Below are 20527 nucleotides of genomic sequence, written 5' to 3' on the forward strand. Positions count from 1 at the left end.
ATCATAATGTGGAAAAAAAGAATTATCATCTTGGCTTCAATTATCATTTTGTTTTTGCTCATTCCTTATGGATTACCTTTAATCTTTGCTCTGGCAACAGCAGTATTGCTTGAAGGTCTTGTTTCATGGTTTCAGAAGAGATTTAAGTTCAGTCGATTGCAGGCAGTAATTTCAGCCTTTCTATTTTATTTATTAATTTTAATTATACTTGGGTATAATCTGTTTGCTACCATCGTTAAGCAAATAGTTAATTTGTCACAAAATACACCGACATATGTTAATGATTTTTACGTGACAGCCATTTTACCACTTATCAAAATGTGGGAACAGTATTCACAAACTCTTCCAAAAGATGTGATTAAATCTACGGAGAAAACGATTGAAAATAGCGTCAATTCGTTAGACTCCTTCCTTCAAGGAATCCTCCAAGCAATGATTAACTTGATTACGGCTATTCCAGGATTTTTGATTGAGTTCCTCATTTATTTGGTTGCATTATTTCTAATTAGTCTTGAACTGCAAAAAATTAAGACAAATATCAAAAATCATTTAACGTTGGAGACCACGAAAAAAGTAACTTTAGTTATTCATCAATTAACTAAAGCTGGTGTAGGGTTCATAAAAGCGCAAATTATTTTCAGCCTTTTAACCTTCCTCTTGGCTTTTATCGGATTGACGATCCTGAAGGCACCACATGTTCTTCTATTTTCCCTTATCATTGTGGTCGTAGATATACTCCCTATATTAGGAACAGGCTCTGTGCTTGTGCCTTGGGGAATTGTCGCGATATTGCAGCAAAATGAACTGTTTGGGTTTGGTTTAATTGTTCTCTTTTTAATCATAACCGTTGTGAGAAGAATTATAGAGCCAAAGGTGTATGCCTCTAATCTCGGGATTTCTGCGCTTGCCTCATTAATTAGTCTCTATCTTGGTTTTAAAATTTTGGGTCTAATCGGATTATTTGTTGGACCTGCGATTGTTATTGTCTTTGAAACTTTAAGGAAGGCAAATATCATTTCTTCCAATTTTAAAATTTAGTAAAAAATAGGGCAGGAAATATCCTGACCCTATTTCCATTTTTTGTAAATTATTTTTCCACCTGTCAAATCGAGAGTATTTCGCTCACCTTTGTAAAGCAACTTCCCATCCTCATTAATTATCAAATTTTCATACGTATAAATATCCTTTCCATTCGGCATTTCGATAATTATTTTTCTTCCCAAATCTTTATTTGGCGTATCAATTTTGATTAAACTTTTTAAATAAAGATGAATAGAAAAGAATCCAATGATTAGGACACTAGTAAAAATAAATAGAGTCTTATAGAAAAGTAGTTTCTTTTTTTGAGAATGTCGATCATATCTATTCATTTTCTCTTTTATCCCCCTATAAATCCGTATTTCTTGATAAACATATGCGTAACCGGATAAAAAATTGCGAAAATATGTAAATTGTTAAAAATTAGATTGATAGAAAGGGTGTTTTCAGTCTTATAAAGTGAAACTTCCATCAGTGGGTGTTTTCGACGCACAGGACGTGCTAGTGCAGAAGTTGTGATTGACGTCGCGCTTTTAGTCTGCCATTCAACCCCCACTGATGGTTAGTTTAACTTATCGGACCTTTACGGACAGTTGATCTCCCACTTATCTTCTTCGTATCTCAGAATCTTTAAGTGGGAGTCTTACTGTCCGTTAAGAGTGGGATAAAAGCGGTCGAACGCCTATAGACTTTTCAGAAAAAATGTGTGTTTGTCTAATCGCACATATTAGGTGAATGGAATAGGATATAGGGAATTCAAATAAGGGAGGTATGAGCATGTCAGGCGCAGTTGGTTATAATGCAGGATTTGCTTTATTGGTAGTACTCTTTATTTTGTTGATTATTATCGGTGCTTCATGGGGATTTGGAGGATTTCATTAAGCGTAAATAGGGGGGGTTAATGTATGCCATTCGGATATGGATATGGTGGCTTCGGCGGCTGTGGATACGGTGGTTTCGGTTTCGGTGCAGCGTTTGCGTTAATCGTAGTGTTATTTATCCTTCTCATTATTGTAGGAGCAGCTTGCTTTACTTGGTAAGAAGGAATGAACGAAAGCAGGGAATTCCCTGCTTTTGTTTGTAATCAATAGGTACATATTTATTTAATCATGTAAAATTTTTTCGTCTGTGTGAGTATTTGTGAATAAATGATTTCTTCTGATTTATTTTTTAGTTCTGCTAATTTTTGAATGGATAGTTTCATCATCAAAGGATTTGTTCTTTTTCCATGAAAGGGACCCTCAAATGGCCATGGCCCATCTGTTTCGATAAATATTTGTTCTAATGGGTAAGCGAGAGCTAGTTGTTGAATTTCTTTTTCGTAAATGAGGTCTGGAGTATAGGATATATAATATCCATTTTTAATCATCCGCTCTACTGTCATTTGATCCCCTTTGAACCAATGAAAATGTGCTTTTTGTATGGAGTATTGTTCTAATAAGTCACACACAAGCGGCGCATCATCGTAGACAGCGTGAAGGATTATGGGCTTATCCCATACTTTTGCAAATTTAATAAATTCTTTCAATATTGAAATATATGGTTCCAATGGAAATGAGTTTGTTCCTTCTTTTAATCTTAAATAATATGGAAGGCCGACCTCGCCAACGGCAACCATATGATTAGAATGCTGGCTCATCCAATTCATTAAGGATGATAATTCCTCATCGGAAGGAAGAGGTTGCTCGGGATGATAGCCAAAAGCGGTATGTACCTTTGGATAAATATTTGATAAGGATAAGTTTCTTTTACAGGAACTGAGATCAGTTGAGACGGTGATTAACGCCTCAACTGATAACTCATGGTTAAGGATAAACTTGATTTCGTCATCTTGATATTGATCTAAATGAATGTGCGAATCAACCATTTTATTTTCCAACGGAAACACGATCCTTTGCGGTTAAAGTATAATAAATGGATTTTTTCCATTCAAGAAATTGTTCCTCAAGCAAAAGCGTTTCACTTCGAGGTCTCGTGTAGGGAACATCGAAAATACGCGCAATGCTCGCTGGTTTATTGGTTAATACCACAATCCGGTCGGATAAAAACAAGGCTTCTTCAATGCTATGGGTAACAAACAAAATCGTCTTTCGATTGCTTTCCCAAATAGATAAGAGCCATTTTTGCATTTCCAATTTTGTGAATTCATCTAATGCAGAGAAAGGTTCATCCAGAAGAATGACGGATTGTGGGCTAAGCAATGCTCGAATGAATGAGACTCTTTGCTTCATTCCCCCGGATAATTCATCGGGATAGGCTTTCAAATAATCTCCTAGACCTGCTTTTTGCAGCATCTCTATTGCCTTATCATGATCAATCTTACCTTTAATCTCCTGGCCTAGGGTAACATTTTTTAAAATGGTTCTCCATGGGAAAAGAGATGGTGTTTGAGGCATATAGCTTATCAAACCTCTCTTGCCATTAATCATTTCTTTATTCAGGGTTATGATGCCATTATCAGGGGTTAGGGTCCCTCCAATGAGATGGAGCAAAGTACTTTTTCCACTTCCTGATGGCCCTAAAACAGAGATAAATTCTCCTTCATTTACCGTTAAACTGAAATCTTTCAAAACGGGCTGCTGCTGAAATCCAAACGAAACCTTGTTTATGGATAAGATGCTCACTTTAATGCTCTCCTTTCCTCTGCCAACGAATCCATCTTCGTTCAAACAGGGTAATAATAGCGATAAAGAGAAGACTTAAAATCATAATAATAAAAATGGCTACAAAAACCTTTGCTGTTTGAAACGATGATGAAGCTAATGTCATATATACTCCAATTCCTGATTTTGCTCCGAGCCATTCGGAGATTACCGCACCCATGACGCTATATGTAGCAGAAATTTTCAGTCCCGAAAAAATCGCTGGAAGGGCAAAGGGAAACTCAAGCTTTTGAAACAATTGGAGCCGTTTTGCTCCTGCCATAATCATATATGATTTCAATTCAGGTGTGGTTTGCTTAAACCCATCTAATGCTGCGACAGTAATTGGAAAAAAACATACAAGAGTGATCACAATTAATTTTGGCAATAACCCAAATCCAAACCAAATAATAAGGAGAGGAGCAAGGACAATAATCGGCACATTTTGCGATAATATAAGCAAAGGATAGAAGGCTGATTCAAATGCAGGAATAAGATGAAGCAAGATAGCCGTTAAAAAACCAATCCCTGATCCAATCAATAATCCAAGCAATGATAATTTAATAGTAGACACTAAATGAGGAAGGAAGCTTGTCCAATCATTGATCCCTTCTAGAAATATGGCACTAGGTGATGGAAGCAGCCATCCTGGTACTTTTGCTAACCGAACCGCCAATTCCCAAATAATAAGAATAAGGAGGAGAACCATAAATGGTCTCCATCCTTTTCGAAGTAAACTCTTCATTATCGATATTTCTCCGTTAATTGATCCATTGTAATTCCCTCTGGTTGGTAAAGAATTTTTACTTGAGAAATCACGTTTGGACTTCCGATTTCAATCATACGTTGATTCATCTTCGTAATAATGGTAAAGAGCTGAGATAATTCTCCTTCCATGGTTGTTTCCAAAGGATGAACTTCATAGTTGACTCCTGAATCCTGAATGACTTTAATAGCTTCATCAACATATGGAATGACGTTTTCCCCGTTTTTTGTTTTTGGGATGATTTGAATACTTATAAGTGCATTTGCCATGTCTCTCGCTCCTTATTTTGGTAAAAATTCATTTGTGAAAGCTTTTTCTGAATCAAGCTTTTTCTCTAATAATCCATGATCATACATCCATGTTGCATAATTATCCCAAACCTCCTTGCTTTGATAGCCCCATTCCTTTGCATCATCTTGATATTTCGGAGAAAGCCATTCCTGACTTTTCTTTACAAGGTTTTCATTTAAATCAGGAGCTGCCTTAATTAAGATTTGCGCAGAGTCATCGGGATTCTTGATCGCATACTTATATCCTTTCGCTGCAGCTTTCATAAATGCTTTAACTGTTTCAGGTTTTTCCTTTATCATCTTTTCATTAGAGGTTAAAACAGGAGTGTAGTAATCTAACTTCTTAGAGTAATCTGTTAAATAAATCATGTTCAGTTTTTCGCCGCGAAGCTCTGATTCAATTCCTGTCCATCCATAATAAATCCATGCGAAATCAATATCTCTCTTAACTGCAGTAAAGAAATCGGTGTCCCCTATATTGATAATATCCACTTTCTTTACATCTGCATGTTCTTGTTCCATAAGTGAGGTGATGACGGACTTTTCAATAGGTGAACCCCAGCCACCGTATGTATGTCCTTCAAAATCTTTTGGGCTTTTAATATTTTTGGCAACAGGTGAAGCAAAACCAGATGTATTATGTTGAATGACAGCAGCAATCGATACTAAAGGAACTCCTTGAATCCTCGCTAGTGTAACACCTTCCTGATAACTCACTCCAAATTCAGCTTTACCAGAAGCGACTAATTGATCAGCACCAGCTTCTCCCGGTTGGATAATATCAACATCAAGTCCCTCTTGCTCGAAATATCCTTTAGCCTTTGCTACATAAAGACCTGTATGGTTCGTGTTTGGTGTCCAATCAAGAACGACAGTCACCTTTTTCAGTTCCTTTTTCTTTTCAGCTGATTTGTTTGACTGCTCTTTGCCGGTACATCCGCTTAATAATAGAAGAAGCGAAATGATGGCTAGACCTATTTTTTTCATGATAATCTTCCTTCCGTTAGTAAAAAATAAAAGCACCCAGGCAATGAACCTGGGCGCAAATAAATAAACATAAAATAACTGAATATGTTTCCTACGCTGGTCTCATCCAGATCAGGTTCAAAGGGTCTACATCTTATATGGATGTACTCTCAGCCAGCACAACTGGTTCCCCTAATATTCTTACCTATTCAATTAATTTCTATCTCATTATAGCAGATTTAATCCATTTGACTAGTAAGGATATGAATATTTGAAAGGAAAAGTCATTATTCTTGACGAATGATTATGGAAATAGTAAGATGCAACTGTACTTACTAAAAGTAAGCAGTTGACTAATAGGAGGTAAAAAAACATGACGACAGTAGCAAATAAAACTTTATCAGAAGTAATTAAAGAACGCCATTCTGTTAGAAAATATGATCCAGAGTTTATGATTTCAAAGGAAGAAATTGAAGCAATATTAAAAGAAGCAACACTTGCGCCATCATCCAGTAATCTTCAACCTTGGCGCTTTATCATTTTTCAAGACAAAAATATTAAAAAAGAACTAAAAGCCATTGCCTATAATCAAGAGCAAGTAGAGACATCCTCAGCTGTGATTGCAGTATTGGGGGATAAGGAAATGTATAAAAATGTAGAAAAGATCTATCATAGTGCATTTGAAGCAGGCTTTATGGATGAAGCCAATATGAACCGTTTGATTCAAAGTTCCAATAACACCTACCCAGCAGCTCCTGTTGAAGCACGCATAAATATTGCTTCTTTCGATGCCGGCTTAGTGACCATGCAGCTAACATTGATTGCTAAAGATAGAGGATATGATACAGTCATTATGGGTGGTTTTGACAAGAATCAATTTGTAGAAAAGTACAATGTAAATGAACGCTATTTTCCCATAGTTTTAATTGCTTTAGGAAAAGCTGCTCAAGATCCATTTAAATCAACTAGACTACCACTAGAAGACGTTGTTCTTGAATATAAATAATAATAACAAGGGAAGGCGCGGTATTTGCCTTCCCATTTCTATTTTGGTGCTCTAAAGCCGGCAGCTTCTGCTTCGTTTTTGGTACAAAACCATTTTCTGGTTTTGTTTGCTTATATGACGGAGAATCGGGGGTATGATAAATTTTTTCTCCACGCGAATTAATATTTCCTTTAATCTTGCATTTTTGATTAGGAATTTTTTCCTCGTTTTCTGCCTGTTTCTTTTCCTCAGTACGGTAATTTTCCAATGACCAAATTCCTATTTCTTTTTCTTGAGCCTTTTTTTGAATGGCCTTAAATTCATCGACGTATTTTGTATTTGATGCATATACAACGACTCGAGCTAATCCTTCTTCGAGCAGAGTTTCATTATACATTTTTCCATTGAGATAGACATAGGCTAATAATCTCCCATACTGATCACGTTCACTTACATCAAGCTCTAATTGAACCTGTTGATGTAGTAATGTTTTTTTTGTAAATGCAGATGCCTCTGGTCCAAATGGTTGTACTGGTTTAGTTGGATGCTTTGTCTCAGGAGTATCCACAAGAAGCATCCGAATTCGCTCTTCCTTTCCATTTGCAAGCTTTACATCTATCGTATCGCCATCAACGACATAAACGACTTTCCCTGTAAATCCTTTCGAGTCTGTTGCTTGTGAACATGCAACAAGCAGAATCAAGCATAAGAAAAACATCATTGTGATCTTTTTTTTCATTAGCAATAGTTCCTCCAATTCATGACTATGATATCAAGGATTTAATGAAATGGGGAGTTTTTTAATAAAATCATTCAAATGGTGGATATTCGTCTACCTTTCTATATAGAATACTTTTTAGGGATTCTTCATGAGAAAATAAGTAAGGAACATTGCAAACTTTCCTTTAGAAAGATAAGATTAAAATTGCGGTTTATATTGTTTGCATGAAGAGAGGAAAAGAAATATATGGCAAAAAATATTAAAGAGGAAGTCTTATCTCGTCGGACCTTTGCGATTATCTCCCACCCGGATGCGGGAAAAACGACTTTAACGGAAAAGCTTCTGTTATTTGGTGGTGCAATTCGTGATGCTGGGACGGTTAAAGGGAAGAAAACTGGGAAGTATGCGACCAGTGACTGGATGGAAATAGAAAAGCAAAGAGGAATTTCGGTTACCTCGAGTGTGATGCAGTTTGATTATCATGGATGCCGTGTTAATATTCTAGATACACCAGGACACCAAGACTTCAGTGAAGATACTTATCGTACATTAACAGCGGTCGATAGTGCAGTTATGATTATTGATTCGGCTAAAGGGATTGAGGAACAAACATTAAAATTATTTAAAGTTTGTCGCATGCGTGGAATTCCTATTTTTACCTTTATCAATAAATTAGATCGTCAAGGGAAACAACCATTAGAATTGCTGGCTGAATTGGAAGAAGTTATGAATATTGAATCTTATCCAATGAACTGGCCAATTGGAATGGGAAAAGAGTTTTTAGGAATTTATGACCGTTTCTATAATCGGATTGAGCAATTTAGAGTGGATGAAACAGAACGTTATATCCCTTTAAACGATGATGGCGAAATTGAAGGAGATCATTCTCTAAAGCAATCTGGTTTGTATGATCAAACGCTTGAGGAAATTATGCTTTTGAATGAGGCAGGAAATGAATTTTCACGGGAGAGAGTTTTGGAAGGGTCGCTAACCCCTGTTTTCTTTGGTAGTGCGTTAACTAATTTTGGTGTGCAAACCTTCCTGGAAACTTATTTACAATTCGCTCCGTCACCTCAGGCACGCAATACATCTGAAGGAAGAATTGATCCTTTATCAGAGGATTTTTCCGGATTTATTTTTAAAATTCAAGCGAATATGAATCCAGCTCACCGCGACCGTATCGCCTTCCTTAGAGTATGCTCTGGGCGGTTTGAAAGAGGAATGACCGTGAATATTCCAAGAATGGGTAAGCAGATGAAATTGGCTCAATCTACTCAATTTATGGCAGATGACCGCAGTACAGTCGATGAGGCTGTAAGTGGTGATATTATTGGATTATATGATCCAGGCACCTATCAAATTGGGGATACCTTGACGGTTGGAAAAAATTCATTTCAATATGAACGACTGCCGCAATTTACACCTGAACTATTTGTACGTGTTACTGCAAAAAATGTTATGAAACAAAAGCATTTCCATAAAGGGATTGGACAATTGGTTCAAGAAGGAGCGATTCAGCTCTTTAAAACGGTTAAAACAGAGGAATATTTACTTGGGGCAGTGGGACAGCTCCAATTTGAAGTGTTTGAACATCGGATGAAAAATGAATACAATGTAGAAGTTTTCATGGAAAGATTAGGATCGAAAATAGCTCGCTGGGTAGAGACTGATGAGGTTAATGAGAATTTATCTAGTTCAAGAAGTTTACTTGTTACCGACCGTTATGGGAAAAAAGTATTTTTATTTGAAAATGATTTTGCGTTAAGATGGTTCCAAGATAAAAATCCTGATGTTGCCTTATATAATCCAATGGATCAATATCAATAAGCTGACTTGTGATTTCATTGCTTCATAAATATTACAGATTTTTATTGATAAAAGATATAATCTATAATACAATTAATGAGAACTTAATAATTCCTTTTATCAAAGGGGAGTAGCTTTTAGGGAAACCTAAAACAAAGTCGTCAATTCGTGGATTTAAATCCATCGGCTTTGTTGGCATTTTAACGATGTCTTGCAAGACCTTTGCCTGTTGGCAGAGGTCTTTTTTGTTGTAAAAATGCCAGAACAAGCCCAAAACCAACCTCTGTCAACAGGACATTCTCGGGAAAAATAGATTATGGAGGGAACGTCTATGGATTTAAGTATTTTGTTAGAATATGGTTGGGTCTTACTTATATTAGTAGGATTAGAGGGAATATTAGCTGCTGACAATGCCGTTGTGATGGCAGTTATGGTTAAACATTTACCAGAAGAACAACGGAAAAAGGCATTGTTTTATGGATTATTTGGAGCTTTTATCTTTCGTTTTGCGACCTTGTTTATGATTTCGTACCTTGCAGATGTTTGGCAGGTTCAAGCACTTGGAGCATTCTATCTTCTTTTTATTACTCTTCATCACTTGTATAATCGGATCAGAGGGAAAGAGAGTGAGCCCAAGCCTGTTGAAGGTAAATCATCCTCTTCTTTTTGGCTTACTGTATTAAAGGTGGAATTAGCTGATATTGCTTTTGCTATTGATTCTATGCTGGCTGCAGTTGCTTTAGCGGTTACTCTTACTCCATCTGGCTGGTTTCATATTGGTGGACTTGACGGAGGCCAGTTCTTGGTCATGTTCCTTGGAGGTTTCATAGGATTAGTGATTATGAGATTTGCTGCAAGTTGGTTTGTGACTCTGCTTCATAAACGACCCTCACTCGAAACGGCTGCCTTCTTAATAGTTGGTTGGGTCGGAGTGAAATTATCAGTACTTACGCTTGCTCATCCACAAATTAGTTTAATTGATGAACACTTTCCAGAATCTCTTACATGGAAGTTAATTTTTTGGATTATCCTTCTAGCTATTGCCGGAGGTGGATTCTTAGTATCCAATAAAAAACAAGTAGAAGTAGAAAGTCATTTATAAAAAAACAAAGCCTTACTGTGTGAGAATGCATACTCAGACAGTAAGGCTTTATTATTTAAAAAAATTTTTTGCTTACCCCCACAAAGAATAGAAATTCATCCGTAAAGTTTTAGTGAATAATGCGGCCGCAAAAATAACTTTATGAGGTGAAAGAATGAAACCACTATCAAAAAAGACCATCAAGAATATTTTACAATGTTCGACAGCTATTGTTATTGCAGGAGCATTTACTTATTCCTCGGCTTTAGCGTATGCCGCAGATGATACGAATGAAACCAATCTTCCAGTTGTTGAAATGCCAAGCTTAACAACTGATCTTGTAAGTCCTTCACCAAATGAAACGATCCTGCCAAATGGAGATTCTCAAGCAGAGAATGATTTACTTGAATCTCACCCACTTAAACCAGGTAATTTCTTATATTTTTCTAATATTGCTTTTGGAAATTCACATAAAACAATAGCTTTAACAGCAGCATTAAATAAGATAAAAAATCCGATTGCTAAGGCGGCGCTTGAAAAAAATATTGAAAAGGCAGTTGCCAAAATCCAAGCAAAACAGGAACAATTTAATAAAAAACATTTAGAGAACCGATCTAATGAAAAAAAACTAGCAGAACAAGTGCAGCAAGATGAGTTGGAAAAACAAGATAATGAGAAGAATATAAGGGAAAAAGATCAGCAAAAGGACCTGAAACAAAAAACAAAACAAATAGAAGCCCATCAACATAATGGAAAAGGGAATGGAAAGCACAATAGACATATGAAACATTAAACATTGTATGGATGATAAATAATAGAAAGAAAGTCAAAAAAGCTTTCTTTCCAATACCTCCCCCTTAAAATATCATGTCATTTATCGTATGATAGAAAAGACAGATTGAGAGGTGAGGCTATTGCTAAGTTTATTATTCCATACTTTTACAAAAAAGAGCGCGAAATCACTAGAAAAACAAGTCAAGCTCATTCAACAAGGCGATGTAGCTTTACAAGATCAACTGATAAATTCCTATAAACCATTTATTGCAAAAAATGTTTCTGCTGTTTGTAAGAGATATATAAGTGAATCTGATGATGAATTTAGCATAGGACTCATTGCATTTAACGAAGCAATCCAAAAATATAGTCCTGATAAAGGCAGTTCACTATTAAGTTTTGCAGAGGTCATTATTAAACGTAGAGTCATTGATTATATAAGAGGTCAGTCCAGACATCAAATAAATAGTGTACCAGCTTTTAATAATGAACAGCAGGAAGAGGAAGAATCTGCTTCCTTTATTGAAGAGGAATTATCCATTAAAGAATTTAAAGAGAAAGTGGATAATACAAAGAGAAGAGAGGAAATCTACCAGTTTTCTAATATGTTAGAAGAATTTGGTTTATCCTTCCAAGACCTAGTTGAGCAATCACCAAAGCATGCAGATGCCAGAAAAAATGCGATGATTGTGGCGAAAACTTTAGTTCAAGACGAAGAAATGAAATCCTTATTTATGGAAAAGAAAAAGCTTCCTATCAAACAATTAGAGAGAAAAGTGGAAGTAAGTAGGAAAACGATTGAAAGAAATCGCAAATATATCATGGCGATATCATTGATTGTCATGAGTGATTTTGTGTATTTAAAGGATTATATTAAAGGGGTGTTGGAAACGTGAAGACCGGGATCATAGTAGAAATCAATGAACGTTTTTTAACATTGCTAACCCCTGAGGGAGAATTCATGCGAGCCCGAAGGCATGATCGTCCATACGATCTTGGTGAGGAAATATCATTTGCCCCTTTTGAATTGGAGCAAAAAAAGCCTGCTTTTTTATCTTTTTTACAGTCTTTAAAAGGGAAGGCCGCTTTGACAGCGATGATTGCCCTGTTACTTGCGGTTGGCACCTTCCTTCCAATCTATCAAGGCACTAAGGTATATGCCTATATGTCTATTGATATGAACCCGAGTATAGAATTGGGTGTTAATGACAAACTACAAGTCATCGAACTTATACCTTATAACCAAGACGGTAGGAAAGTGATTAAAAGAATCAAAAGCTGGAAAAAAGAGGATGTCCAGGCCGTAACAGATGATATTTTAAAAGAGCTGGAGAAAACAGGGTATACATACAATAATAAAAAAATCATTATTACGAAGGTGTATACCGGCAAAAGGGAGAAAAATATCGATCAAAAATTAGATAAAGATATCGACACGATTAAGCATGAGGTTAATAATAAAAAAATAGACGTCAATGTTATGGAAGCTACAAAGGAACAACGGGAGAAAGCTAAAAAACAAGGAATGACAGCTGGCCGCTTCATTCAGAATAAAACCATTCAGACTAAGGAATCTCAAGAATCAGCAAAACCGACTTCCGAAAAAACGATTAAATCGAAGCAAAATACGTCAAAAGCGCCAAATGTGAAGATAAAGAAAGAAATTCAATCAAAGTCTAAACAGATTATTCAACAAAATCCCAAAAGTAATAATAAAAAGGCCATTACAGAGAAAAATAATAAGAAAAAATGGAATGTAAAAAAAGAGGGAATAGAAGGTTATCAGCGTAATCAGGAATATAGAATTCCAAATATTGAGCATAAGGTAAATTCCCATTATCATCGTGTAGAAAGAGAAGCACAGATATTTAAAAACAAAAAAATAAAGAAATATGATTATCGAAAACATGGCTTGAGTAATTACTATAATAATCAGAAGCATCATGAACATTAAAAAGAAAGTCCGGCTAATCACCGGACTTTTTTTGCCATATTTATTGATTGTTTTGTCCGGAAAGCTGAGATTGAGCTTGTTGAACTAATCGTTTTGTAATTTCACCGCCAACTGAACCATTAGCGCGTGATACGGTATCTGACCCTAAATGAACACCAAATTCCTGTGCAATTTCATATTTCACTTGATCTAAATATTGTTCAATGCCAGGAACTAATAATTTATTTGAGCTTCTAGCCATCTTTATGATCTCCTTTATATTTCCTAGTTCATTTAAACAGAGTATGTTTCTCTGTATTTGTAGTATGTCAATTAAACAAGGAATCATGAATGGAATGTTATTCATATTTTGCATTGAATTTTCTATATTATCATTATTCTAAAGAGAGAGTGATAATTGGATAAAAAATGATGAAAAGGAACAGAAGCCTGTGCATAAAGGCTTCTGTTTTTTTAATCGCTACCATGACTAACATCTTTTGTCGGGTGCATAAAAGGATATCCATTTGGTTTTTTTCGTTCTTCGAGCAAGGCTCTATTTTCAGAAGTATTCCAGCCAATATCATTTGTTGGATGAACCCATTCATCGCCAGACATAATGGCTGGGTCCGTATTTTCGTCCCAGTTTTCAAGAGGGGAGTTAGGTGAAGCGTAATGACTATCTCCAATGATGACCCCGTATTTGTTTTGAAAGGGGGGTTCTATTTTTATTCCGGTTCCTTTAAAATCCGGTGAATTTATTTGATGAGGTAAAGTATGATCAATTTCCATCGGAATATTCAGGTTTTTCCTTTTCAAGAAAATCATCCTTTAATTAATGTATTTTCTTTTATCTTTTCCGAAGAGACGTTCATTTTATAAGGAGAAAGGATTGGAAATATTCGGTGGTCGGAATGATGCATTTTGAAAATGAAAGTGTATAAAATAAAACGGAAATGAAGGAGGGAATGATTGTGGCAAAACGAAAGGCAGAATTTAATGCAGCAGTTAAGCACAGCAAGACTCCAAGAAAAAATATAGAGGATACGGAATTTTCTGCAGAATATATTCAAGGCGAATCAGGAATGAAAGGGGCAAATCGCAATTCTAAACAAGGAAGAAAGGGAAGATCATAGATGGGAAAAAAGAAAGCAAAAAACCAATCCAATGTGGAATTTGGGATGGAATTTGGAGATGTTAATGCCGCAAAACAAATGGAATCGCTGATAGCTAATAAATATCAGGAAAAAGGAAAAAAGAAGAAATAAATCAAAAGGTACCTTCTTGGCGGAAGGTACCTTAATTAACAATTTTATTTGGTTTTGACTTTAAAAGAAAAGCTATAAATAGCTGTTTTTTCATTTTTACTATCAAAATAGGCGAGAAGATAGGAAGGCTCTCGGATAAATTGACCTGAAAGACAATATTCGTCAATGTCGAAAGCAATCTCTTCTATTAAAGTATGTTTATAAAGTTCTTTTTCCTGTAAATGTAGATCTGCAAATTCTTGACCAAGAAGCTCTGGATTTTCGACAATCCTTTGATAAATTTCTGATCTATCCCGCTTTTCAAGGTTTCTTTGCCACCATGGCTTTCGAGGCTTATATTTGGCATGTTCAAGATAATCTAGTTTCATTAAACCTTCTACAATCGAAAGATTTTGAAAATGGATATTTTTCAGGAATGCAAATAATCTTCGATAAAGGTCCTCAAGCTGATGACCGATTTTTGACCAGCCTTGTTCCTCCCAATAATGACCAAAGTCTTGAAAGAAATCAAAAGCAGTTGGGAAACCCTTTGTGACTAAATACTCAACTGTTTGATCCATTCGATGGTCATTCCAATATTTTTCAAGTACATCCTCTACTTGTTTGATTCGAATCACATCTGAAAACGGAAGTACACGGTTACTTACGATTTCATATGGTGGAAAATCACTGGAAATGTATTGGTATTCGTCTGCTTGTTGTGTTAAGCCGGTGCCACGGAGCATTTTTAGAAATCCAAGTTGTAGTTCTTCTGGTCTTAATGCAAAGACATCATTGAAGGTTTTTTTGAAAGATGTATAATCCTCTTCTGGAAGACCAGCAATTAAATCTAAATGTTGATCAATTTTTCCGCCTTCTTTGATCATTGTGACCGTTCGTGTAAGCTTTTCGAAATTTTGTCTACGTTTGACCAATTCATTGGTATAATCATTGGTTGATTGGACACCGATTTCAAAGCGGAAAAGTCCAGGAGGTGCTTCTTCATTGAGAAATTCAATCACCTCTGGCCTCATGATATCCGCTGTAATTTCAAATTGAAAGACCGTTCCAGGTAGGTGCTCATCAATAAGAAAGCGAAACATATCCATCGCGTAGCTTCGGCTAATATTAAAGGTTCGGTCAACAAATTTAAAGACTCTTGCCCCATTGTTCATTAAATAAAGGATATCCTCTTTCACTTTTTCTTTATCAAAATACCTTACTCCCACCTCAATGGAGGATAGGCAAAATTGACAGGTGAAAGGGCAACCACGACTTGTTTCAATATAGATAATTCGTTTTGAGAGTTGAGCAAGGTCCTCTTGAAAACGAAATGGTGTAGGAATTGTTCGTAAATCAAGTTTGTTCTGTGGAAGCGTTAAGGTAACCTCACCGTTATGACGATAAGCTATTCCCCGAACTTGATCATAATGATGTTCTCCATGTAATTCCTGTAATAGTTGTTTAAAGGGTGCTTCCCCTTCTCCAATAATGACAAAATCAAAGTATGGGACTTTTTCCATCCATTCCTTTGCATTATAGGTCACTTCTGGACCTCCAATTGCGATGGAAATAGATGGATCAATTTTTTTAAGCATTTGTGCAACCTTTATTGTTTCTTCAATATTCCATATATAACAACTGAAGCCAACCACATTAGGTTTTTTCTTAAATAGATCTGTGACGATATTCATAATCGGATCTTTAATCGTATATTCGGTAATTTCAATGTCGAACTCCGGTTGAGCATACGCTTTAAGGAGACGGATAGCTAGATTGGTGTGGATGAATTTTGCGTTCAGAGTCGTACAAATAATGTTCATGGGATAACTCCTTCAAGTAGACAAGTATCAAGAATTACAACTTTTAATTATATCTTATTGTTACCAAAATGAATAGTTGATAACAACTATGGAAAATGCTATCAAGCTAGTGAAATCTATTGTTGAATGGAAATGTTTAAAGCGGTAAAGTAAGTATTATAGATTGAAGTTTAAGAGGAGATGGAATTATCATGAAAGTTACTCTTTTTGCCACTTGCTTAGTTGATATGTTTAAAAGCAATGTTGGTAAAGCAACAGTAGAATTGTTAGAGCATCTTGGGTGCGAAGTGGAGTATCCTGAATCACAGATTTGCTGTGGCCAACCAGCTTATAATAGCGGCTATGTGAATCAAACGAAGGATGCGATGAAGCAAATGATAGAAACATTTAGTGAATCCGAATATATTGTATCTCCATCCGGCTCCTGTGCATTTATGTTTAAGGAATATCCTCATATATTTAAGAATGATCCTATATGGGAGGATAAGGCGAAGGCACTGGCTGAAAAAACATATGAATTAACTCAGTTTATTGTGGAAGTTTTAAAAATTGAAGATGTCGGGTCCCGGTTTGAAGGGAGAGCCACGTATCATCCATCCTGTCATATGACACGCTTACTTGGGGTAAAGGATGCTCCAATTACGTTATTAAAAAACATTAAGGGATTAGAATTTAATGTTCTTCCTGGAAAAGAGAATTGCTGCGGCTTTGGGGGAACATTTTCTGTAAAAATGTCGCAAATTTCTGAACAAATTGTTGATGAAAAAATTCAACATGTTGAAGAAACACAGGCTGATTATCTAATCGGTGCAGATACAGGATGTCTGATGAATATGGGAGGAAGAATGGAGAGAAAAGGCAAGCCCGTAAAGGTGATGCACATTGCAGAAGTATTAAATTATCGATAACGAGCATTCGACAAGTACAGGAGGGATTCACGATGGCGACGAAAATGGAAAGTGTTCATTTTAAAGACCGAGTGGAAAAGGAATTGACTAATTCATTTATGCGCGGTGCTGTTTCAAGTGGGCAGGATCGCTTGAAAATGGGGCGTTTAGCTGCTGCAGAGGAGATCGGTAATTGGGAAGAGTGGCGTTCACATGGTGAAGAGATCCGTCAACATGTCCTTCAAAATTTAGATTACTATTTACTGCAGCTCAGTGAAAATGTGGCGAAAAGAGGAGGACATGTATTTTTTGCGCAAACAGCTGAGGAGGCTCGGGATTATATTCGTCAAGTGATCGAAAAGAAAGAAGCAAAAAAGGTTGTAAAATCAAAATCAATGGTTACAGAAGAAATCCAGTTAAATGATTGTTTGGAAAATGTTGGATGCAAAGTAATTGAAACAGATCTAGGAGAATTTATTTTACAATTGGATAATCATGATCGTCCTTCTCATATCATAGCACCTGCCATACATAAAAACAAAGAACAGGTGAGAGATATCTTTAAGGAAAAATTGGGTTATAAGAATTCAGAAAAGCCTGAAGAATTAACAGCTCATGCTCGGAAAACGCTCAGAAAAGAGTATTTAACAGCAGATGTGGGAATCACTGGCTGCAACTTTGCAATCGCGGAAACGGGTTCAATTACCTTGGTTACGAATGAAGGGAATGCAGATTTATCGACTGCTCTTCCCAAAACACATATTGCGGTCATGGGGATGGAAAGAATCGTTCCTACTTTCGAGGAATTAGATGTGCTGATTAGTTTATTAACAAGAAGTGCAGTCGGTCAAAAACTAAGTAGTTATGTTACGGTCCTCACGGGTCCAAGAGAAAAAGAAGATGTAGACGGACCTGAAGAATTTCATCTGGTCATCGTGGATAATGGAAGATCTGAAATTTTGGGAAGTGAATTTCAGCCAATTCTTCAATGCATTCGCTGTGCTGCTTGTGTCAATGTATGCCCTGTCTATCGACATATTGGTGGACATGCCTATGATTCTGTTTATTCAGGCCCTATAGGAGCCGTATTATCTCCATTATTATTTGGATATGAGAAATATAAAGAATTACCGTATGCCTCTACCCTTTGTGGGGCTTGTACGGAGGCCTGCCCAGTAAAAATTCCATTACATCAATTGTTACATAAACACCGGCAAGTAATAGTTGAACAAGAGGGACGTGCACCGATTTCAGAAAAGTTATTAATGAAAGCTTTTGGCTTAGGAGCTGCTTCTCCATTTATATATAAAATCGGCTCTAAAATGGCGCCGACAGCCATGAATCCTTTTACCGTAGGGGAAAAAATCTCAAAAGGGCCCGGTCCATTAAAAGCATGGACAGAAATTCGCGATTTTCCTGCACCTAACAAGGAGAGATTTCGTGACTGGTTCAAAAATCGCGAAAAGGGAGGGAAAAACTAATGGAAGAATTGGTGCAAAATCGAGATGCATTTTTAGCAAAAATTGCTCATCGACTTGGTAAGGCTGAAGTTTCTAGAAATTTAGAGAAACCAGCCTGGAAGTATCACCCCGAGGAGATTACGTTAAAATATGAGACCTCAAATGAATTAGTTGAAATCTTAAGAGAGCAATGTAAAGAAATTCATACCAAATTTGTCATGACGGAAAAGAATCAATTAAAATCAATCATAAAGGAAATTGTCAATGAATATGGTGGCGGACCCATTGTTACTTGGCAGGATGAAAAGTTTGCAGAATATGGACTTATGGAGCTTTTTAACGTTGAGTGGCCAAAAGAAAATATCGAAGTCCATATGTGGGATTATTCATTAAAAGAAGAAAATGTAAAGAAGGCAGAAAAGGCGAATGTGGGTATAACGATTAGTGATTTGACACTTGCAGAATCGGCAACGGTGGTTTTATTAAGCAGTAAAGATAGAGGGAGAACTGTAAGTTTCCTTCCTGAAACTTCTATTATGATTGTTCCTAAAAGCACGATAGTTCCAAGGCTAACACAGGCATCGAGCTTTTTAACTGAGAAAATTCAAAGCGGAGAGCTGGTTCCATCCTGTATTAATTTTATTTCCGGACCTAGCTATTCGGCAGATATCGAAATGATGCTTGTTTTAGGTGTTCATGGACCTGTGAAGGCTGCCTATATCGTCGTTGAAGATTTATGAGATTCACTAAGAAAAAGGATGGCAGATTGCCATCCTTTTTCTTAGTGACTTGTTAATTTCTTTTTATAGAAAGAAACATAAACCTTTGTTTTCACTAGAAATTCCTTTAATCTGGTCAATTTTAGTTCAATAATGGGTTGTGCAAAAGCGGTTAATAGATTGCTTGATAATAAAATAGTTAAGAGCAATGCAAAACCAACCAGCATGAAATAATTTGTTGGTGAATGAATATAATCTTGAACCTCGCTTGCTCTAAAAAAACGAACAATAAAACCGTGCAATAAGTACACATACAATGTATTTCTGCCAAGATTTGTGAAGAAGAATCTCTTTCTTGGCACAATGGCATAAAAACTAAAAACCATCAAAAAACTTAAGAGATAAAAACCAGATCGCATGAAAACGGCCATGTGATTCAGTATATTTAATTCATGATAAGATTTTCTTCCTAATAGCCATTCATAGTCAAAATCAGTTTGAAAATAGAAAAACGTACTAACTCCAACAATAATAAAGAACGATACGAACTTCATAGCTGGTTTTCTTAATCGGGTAAAATGCTCCTTTTGTAGAAAATAGCCTAAAAGAAAAAATGGAAAATAAACAAAGGTTCGCGATAAACTTAGAAATTCAGAAAACGAATCGAAAAAACCAATCCCTAATCCTATGATTAATGCAATGAACAAAGATATCGAACCTTTAAGTTTGGCAAAAGGATATAGCATGATATTCCAAAAAAACAAGCTGAGCAAATACCACAATGACCAATGTGGAGTTAAGGGGTCAACCACTAACTCGGATTGGTGATACAAATAATAGTAAAAAACAGAGTAAATCATCTGAAATATTAAATAAGGTAAAATAATTTTTTTGCTAATTTTCATCATATACCCTTTTTTTCGAAATCCCTTGGCAAAATATCCAGAAACGAGGATGAAGGCCGGCATATGAAAGGTGTAGATGACTTTATAAACTATATAGATGATCTCGCTGTCATGAATATAAGATTGTAATAAATGTCCAAAAACAACCAAAATGATTAAGATAAATTTGGCATTATCGAAATAGCTCTCCCTTTGTAACATAATTCCTCCCATGAAACTACTAAATCCTTCCGTCCATTTTTTATTCTTTTAATAATATACCACTTCAATGTGAAAGTTTTATTACAAAAGTATGAATCAAAATATTGGAAAAACGTCTGTTATAATACAGAAGAAAAACTGTTATATATTAGAATTATCTGTATTTTATTGTGCTTTATTAGGATTTTTTGATGTGTTTCATAAAAAATCACACAATGTTTGATTTTTATCACAGTAAATCTTATTTCGGTAATCTAAAATATTAATATAAGATTAATTATTT

General features: G+C 35.9%; 25 protein-coding genes and 2 riboswitches. Of the genes, 14 read left to right on the forward strand and 11 right to left on the reverse strand.

The window, feature by feature from the left end:
* Window positions 1–6 precede the first annotated feature (6 nt).
* Window positions 7–1038: a sporulation integral membrane protein YtvI gene (gene ytvI / locus ACE38V_RS02440; RefSeq protein ID WP_375839541.1), complete on the forward strand. Its 1032-nt coding sequence runs from the start codon at window positions 7–9 to the stop codon at window positions 1036–1038.
* Window positions 1039–1067: 29 nt separating this feature from the next.
* Here ytvI and ACE38V_RS02445 read toward each other — a convergent pair whose 3' ends face one another.
* On the reverse strand, window positions 1068–1370 hold the full coding sequence (locus tag ACE38V_RS02445; RefSeq protein ID WP_375839542.1) for a hypothetical protein: 303 nt from the start codon (window positions 1368–1370) through the stop codon (window positions 1068–1070).
* Window positions 1371–1815: 445 nt separating this feature from the next.
* On the opposite strand from ACE38V_RS02445, the gene ACE38V_RS02450 reads away from it, so the two are divergent.
* Together ACE38V_RS02450 and ACE38V_RS02455 are read left to right on the forward strand one after the other, a co-directional pair.
* The gene (locus tag ACE38V_RS02450) at window positions 1816–1920 is read left to right on the forward strand and encodes a YjcZ family sporulation protein (protein WP_375839543.1); all 105 of its coding nucleotides are present in this window, start codon (window positions 1816–1818) and stop codon (window positions 1918–1920) included.
* 23 nt (window positions 1921–1943) lie between these two features.
* Window positions 1944–2078 (forward strand): YjcZ family sporulation protein, encoded by a 135-nt coding sequence (locus ACE38V_RS02455; RefSeq protein ID WP_375839544.1) that lies wholly within the window; start codon window positions 1944–1946, stop codon window positions 2076–2078.
* 59 nt (window positions 2079–2137) lie between these two features.
* Here the strand turns inward: ACE38V_RS02455 and ACE38V_RS02460 are convergent, their stop codons facing one another.
* From ACE38V_RS02460 to ACE38V_RS02480, 5 genes are read right to left on the reverse strand one after another with little or no spacing between them, the layout of a single operon-like run.
* Window positions 2138–2917 (reverse strand): TatD family hydrolase, encoded by a 780-nt coding sequence (locus ACE38V_RS02460; protein WP_375839545.1) that lies wholly within the window; start codon window positions 2915–2917, stop codon window positions 2138–2140.
* Window positions 2907–3662 carry an ABC transporter ATP-binding protein gene (locus ACE38V_RS02465; protein ID WP_375839546.1) on the reverse strand — a complete coding sequence of 252 codons (756 nt, stop codon included), beginning with the start codon at window positions 3660–3662 and terminating at the stop codon, window positions 2907–2909. Before ACE38V_RS02465 ends, ACE38V_RS02460 begins: the two co-directional genes overlap by 11 nt.
* A 1-nt stretch (window position 3663) precedes the next feature.
* Entirely contained in the window at window positions 3664–4425 is a 762-nt protein-coding gene (locus tag ACE38V_RS02470; protein WP_375839547.1) for an ABC transporter permease, read from the reverse strand.
* Window positions 4425–4715 (reverse strand): thiamine-binding protein, encoded by a 291-nt coding sequence (locus ACE38V_RS02475; RefSeq protein ID WP_375839548.1) that lies wholly within the window; start codon window positions 4713–4715, stop codon window positions 4425–4427. Before ACE38V_RS02475 ends, ACE38V_RS02470 begins: the two co-directional genes overlap by 1 nt.
* Window positions 4716–4727: 12 nt before the next feature.
* Complete coding sequence (locus ACE38V_RS02480; protein ID WP_375839549.1) at window positions 4728–5723, reverse strand: ABC transporter substrate-binding protein; 996 nt, start codon at window positions 5721–5723, stop codon at window positions 4728–4730.
* A gap of 70 nt (window positions 5724–5793) precedes the next feature.
* A riboswitch (TPP riboswitch) is annotated at window positions 5794–5906 on the reverse strand.
* Window positions 5907–6075: 169 nt separating this feature from the next.
* Between ACE38V_RS02480 and ACE38V_RS02485 the strand changes: the two genes are divergently transcribed.
* Window positions 6076–6708 carry a nitroreductase family protein gene (locus tag ACE38V_RS02485; protein WP_375839550.1) on the forward strand — a complete coding sequence of 211 codons (633 nt, stop codon included), beginning with the start codon at window positions 6076–6078 and terminating at the stop codon, window positions 6706–6708.
* On the opposite strand, the gene ACE38V_RS02490 is transcribed toward ACE38V_RS02485, so the two are convergent.
* Window positions 6668–7426 (reverse strand): thermonuclease family protein, encoded by a 759-nt coding sequence (locus tag ACE38V_RS02490; RefSeq protein WP_375839551.1) that lies wholly within the window; start codon window positions 7424–7426, stop codon window positions 6668–6670. The two genes, ACE38V_RS02485 and ACE38V_RS02490, sit on opposite strands and share 41 nt — an antisense overlap.
* Window positions 7427–7654: 228 nt before the next feature.
* On the opposite strand from ACE38V_RS02490, the gene ACE38V_RS02495 reads away from it, so the two are divergent.
* From ACE38V_RS02495 to ACE38V_RS02515, 5 genes are all read left to right on the forward strand, one after another.
* Window positions 7655–9235, forward strand: coding sequence for a peptide chain release factor 3 (locus ACE38V_RS02495; RefSeq protein ID WP_375839552.1), 1581 nt, complete (start codon window positions 7655–7657; stop codon window positions 9233–9235).
* 92 nt (window positions 9236–9327) lie between these two features.
* Window positions 9328–9475, forward strand: a riboswitch (yybP-ykoY riboswitch).
* Between the two features lie 70 nt (window positions 9476–9545).
* Entirely contained in the window at window positions 9546–10316 is a 771-nt protein-coding gene (locus ACE38V_RS02500; RefSeq protein WP_375839553.1) for a TerC family protein, read from the forward strand.
* Between the two features lie 154 nt (window positions 10317–10470).
* A complete protein-coding gene (locus ACE38V_RS02505) occupies window positions 10471–11088 on the forward strand; it encodes a hypothetical protein (protein WP_375839554.1) in 618 nt (205 codons plus the stop codon).
* Window positions 11089–11209: 121 nt separating this feature from the next.
* Window positions 11210–11965 carry an RNA polymerase sigma factor SigI gene (gene sigI / locus ACE38V_RS02510; RefSeq protein ID WP_375839555.1) on the forward strand — a complete coding sequence of 252 codons (756 nt, stop codon included), beginning with the start codon at window positions 11210–11212 and terminating at the stop codon, window positions 11963–11965.
* Entirely contained in the window at window positions 11962–13023 is a 1062-nt protein-coding gene (locus ACE38V_RS02515; protein ID WP_375839556.1) for an anti-sigma factor domain-containing protein, read from the forward strand. The genes sigI and ACE38V_RS02515 overlap by 4 nt, the downstream gene beginning before the upstream one ends.
* 40 nt (window positions 13024–13063) lie before the next feature.
* Here ACE38V_RS02515 and ACE38V_RS02520 read toward each other — a convergent pair whose 3' ends face one another.
* On the reverse strand, window positions 13064–13264 hold the full coding sequence (locus ACE38V_RS02520; RefSeq protein WP_375839557.1) for an alpha/beta-type small acid-soluble spore protein: 201 nt from the start codon (window positions 13262–13264) through the stop codon (window positions 13064–13066).
* Between the two features lie 212 nt (window positions 13265–13476).
* Window positions 13477–13794 (reverse strand): DUF3905 domain-containing protein, encoded by a 318-nt coding sequence (locus ACE38V_RS02525; protein ID WP_375839662.1) that lies wholly within the window; start codon window positions 13792–13794, stop codon window positions 13477–13479.
* A 182-nt stretch (window positions 13795–13976) separates the two neighbouring features.
* Here ACE38V_RS02525 and ACE38V_RS02530 point away from each other — a divergent pair, with 182 nt between their 5' ends.
* Together ACE38V_RS02530 and ACE38V_RS02535 are read left to right on the forward strand one after the other, a co-directional pair.
* Window positions 13977–14138, forward strand: a complete 162-nt coding sequence (locus ACE38V_RS02530) for a hypothetical protein (protein WP_375839558.1) — start codon at window positions 13977–13979, stop codon at window positions 14136–14138.
* Window positions 14139–14270 carry a hypothetical protein gene (locus ACE38V_RS02535; protein WP_375839559.1) on the forward strand — a complete coding sequence of 44 codons (132 nt, stop codon included), beginning with the start codon at window positions 14139–14141 and terminating at the stop codon, window positions 14268–14270.
* A 44-nt stretch (window positions 14271–14314) separates the two neighbouring features.
* On the opposite strand, the gene ACE38V_RS02540 is transcribed toward ACE38V_RS02535, so the two are convergent.
* Window positions 14315–16072 (reverse strand): B12-binding domain-containing radical SAM protein, encoded by a 1758-nt coding sequence (locus tag ACE38V_RS02540; protein ID WP_375839560.1) that lies wholly within the window; start codon window positions 16070–16072, stop codon window positions 14315–14317.
* Between the two features lie 191 nt (window positions 16073–16263).
* Here ACE38V_RS02540 and ACE38V_RS02545 point away from each other — a divergent pair, with 191 nt between their 5' ends.
* The 3 genes from ACE38V_RS02545 to ACE38V_RS02555 are packed head-to-tail and all read left to right on the forward strand — an operon-like array spanning window position 16264 to window position 19159.
* Window positions 16264–16980, forward strand: a complete 717-nt coding sequence (locus ACE38V_RS02545; RefSeq protein ID WP_375839561.1) for a (Fe-S)-binding protein — start codon at window positions 16264–16266, stop codon at window positions 16978–16980.
* A gap of 32 nt (window positions 16981–17012) precedes the next feature.
* Window positions 17013–18440, forward strand: a complete 1428-nt coding sequence (locus tag ACE38V_RS02550; protein ID WP_375839562.1) for a LutB/LldF family L-lactate oxidation iron-sulfur protein — start codon at window positions 17013–17015, stop codon at window positions 18438–18440.
* Window positions 18440–19159, forward strand: a complete 720-nt coding sequence (locus tag ACE38V_RS02555; RefSeq protein WP_375839563.1) for a LutC/YkgG family protein — start codon at window positions 18440–18442, stop codon at window positions 19157–19159. The genes ACE38V_RS02550 and ACE38V_RS02555 overlap by 1 nt, the downstream gene beginning before the upstream one ends.
* A gap of 41 nt (window positions 19160–19200) precedes the next feature.
* Here ACE38V_RS02555 and ACE38V_RS02560 read toward each other — a convergent pair whose 3' ends face one another.
* Window positions 19201–20244: an acyltransferase family protein gene (locus ACE38V_RS02560; protein WP_375839564.1), complete on the reverse strand. Its 1044-nt coding sequence runs from the start codon at window positions 20242–20244 to the stop codon at window positions 19201–19203.
* Between the last annotated feature and the right edge of the window lie 283 nt (window positions 20245–20527).

Source organism: Cytobacillus sp. Hz8 (genome assembly GCF_042263505.1).
GTDB lineage: Bacteria > Bacillota > Bacilli > Bacillales > Cytobacillaceae > Bacillus_BE.

Excerpts from the sequence above, each read along its gene's own strand:
- ACE38V_RS02480 (WP_375839549.1), bottom strand. The coding sequence starts at position 5,723 with ATGAAAAAAATAGGTCTAGCCATCATTTCGCTTCTTCTATTATTAAGC.
- ACE38V_RS02525 (WP_375839662.1), bottom strand. The coding sequence starts at position 13,794 with ATGGAAATTGATCATACTTTACCTCATCAAATAAATTCACCGGATTTT.
- ACE38V_RS02545 (WP_375839561.1), top strand. The coding sequence starts at position 16,264 with ATGAAAGTTACTCTTTTTGCCACTTGCTTAGTTGATATGTTTAAAAGC.
- ACE38V_RS02450 (WP_375839543.1), top strand. The coding sequence starts at position 1,816 with ATGTCAGGCGCAGTTGGTTATAATGCAGGATTTGCTTTATTGGTAGTA.
- ACE38V_RS02455 (WP_375839544.1), top strand. The coding sequence starts at position 1,944 with ATGCCATTCGGATATGGATATGGTGGCTTCGGCGGCTGTGGATACGGT.
- ACE38V_RS02500 (WP_375839553.1), top strand. The coding sequence starts at position 9,546 with ATGGATTTAAGTATTTTGTTAGAATATGGTTGGGTCTTACTTATATTA.
- ACE38V_RS02560 (WP_375839564.1), bottom strand. The coding sequence starts at position 20,244 with ATGTTACAAAGGGAGAGCTATTTCGATAATGCCAAATTTATCTTAATC.
- ACE38V_RS02470 (WP_375839547.1), bottom strand. The coding sequence starts at position 4,425 with ATGAAGAGTTTACTTCGAAAAGGATGGAGACCATTTATGGTTCTCCTC.
- ytvI (WP_375839541.1), top strand. The coding sequence starts at position 7 with ATGTGGAAAAAAAGAATTATCATCTTGGCTTCAATTATCATTTTGTTT.
- ACE38V_RS02505 (WP_375839554.1), top strand. The coding sequence starts at position 10,471 with ATGAAACCACTATCAAAAAAGACCATCAAGAATATTTTACAATGTTCG.
- ACE38V_RS02490 (WP_375839551.1), bottom strand. The coding sequence starts at position 7,426 with ATGAAAAAAAAGATCACAATGATGTTTTTCTTATGCTTGATTCTGCTT.
- ACE38V_RS02520 (WP_375839557.1), bottom strand. The coding sequence starts at position 13,264 with ATGGCTAGAAGCTCAAATAAATTATTAGTTCCTGGCATTGAACAATAT.
- ACE38V_RS02550 (WP_375839562.1), top strand. The coding sequence starts at position 17,013 with ATGGCGACGAAAATGGAAAGTGTTCATTTTAAAGACCGAGTGGAAAAG.
- ACE38V_RS02540 (WP_375839560.1), bottom strand. The coding sequence starts at position 16,072 with ATGAACATTATTTGTACGACTCTGAACGCAAAATTCATCCACACCAAT.
- ACE38V_RS02555 (WP_375839563.1), top strand. The coding sequence starts at position 18,440 with ATGGAAGAATTGGTGCAAAATCGAGATGCATTTTTAGCAAAAATTGCT.
- ACE38V_RS02475 (WP_375839548.1), bottom strand. The coding sequence starts at position 4,715 with ATGGCAAATGCACTTATAAGTATTCAAATCATCCCAAAAACAAAAAAC.
- ACE38V_RS02535 (WP_375839559.1), top strand. The coding sequence starts at position 14,139 with ATGGGAAAAAAGAAAGCAAAAAACCAATCCAATGTGGAATTTGGGATG.
- ACE38V_RS02445 (WP_375839542.1), bottom strand. The coding sequence starts at position 1,370 with ATGAATAGATATGATCGACATTCTCAAAAAAAGAAACTACTTTTCTAT.
- ACE38V_RS02495 (WP_375839552.1), top strand. The coding sequence starts at position 7,655 with ATGGCAAAAAATATTAAAGAGGAAGTCTTATCTCGTCGGACCTTTGCG.
- ACE38V_RS02485 (WP_375839550.1), top strand. The coding sequence starts at position 6,076 with ATGACGACAGTAGCAAATAAAACTTTATCAGAAGTAATTAAAGAACGC.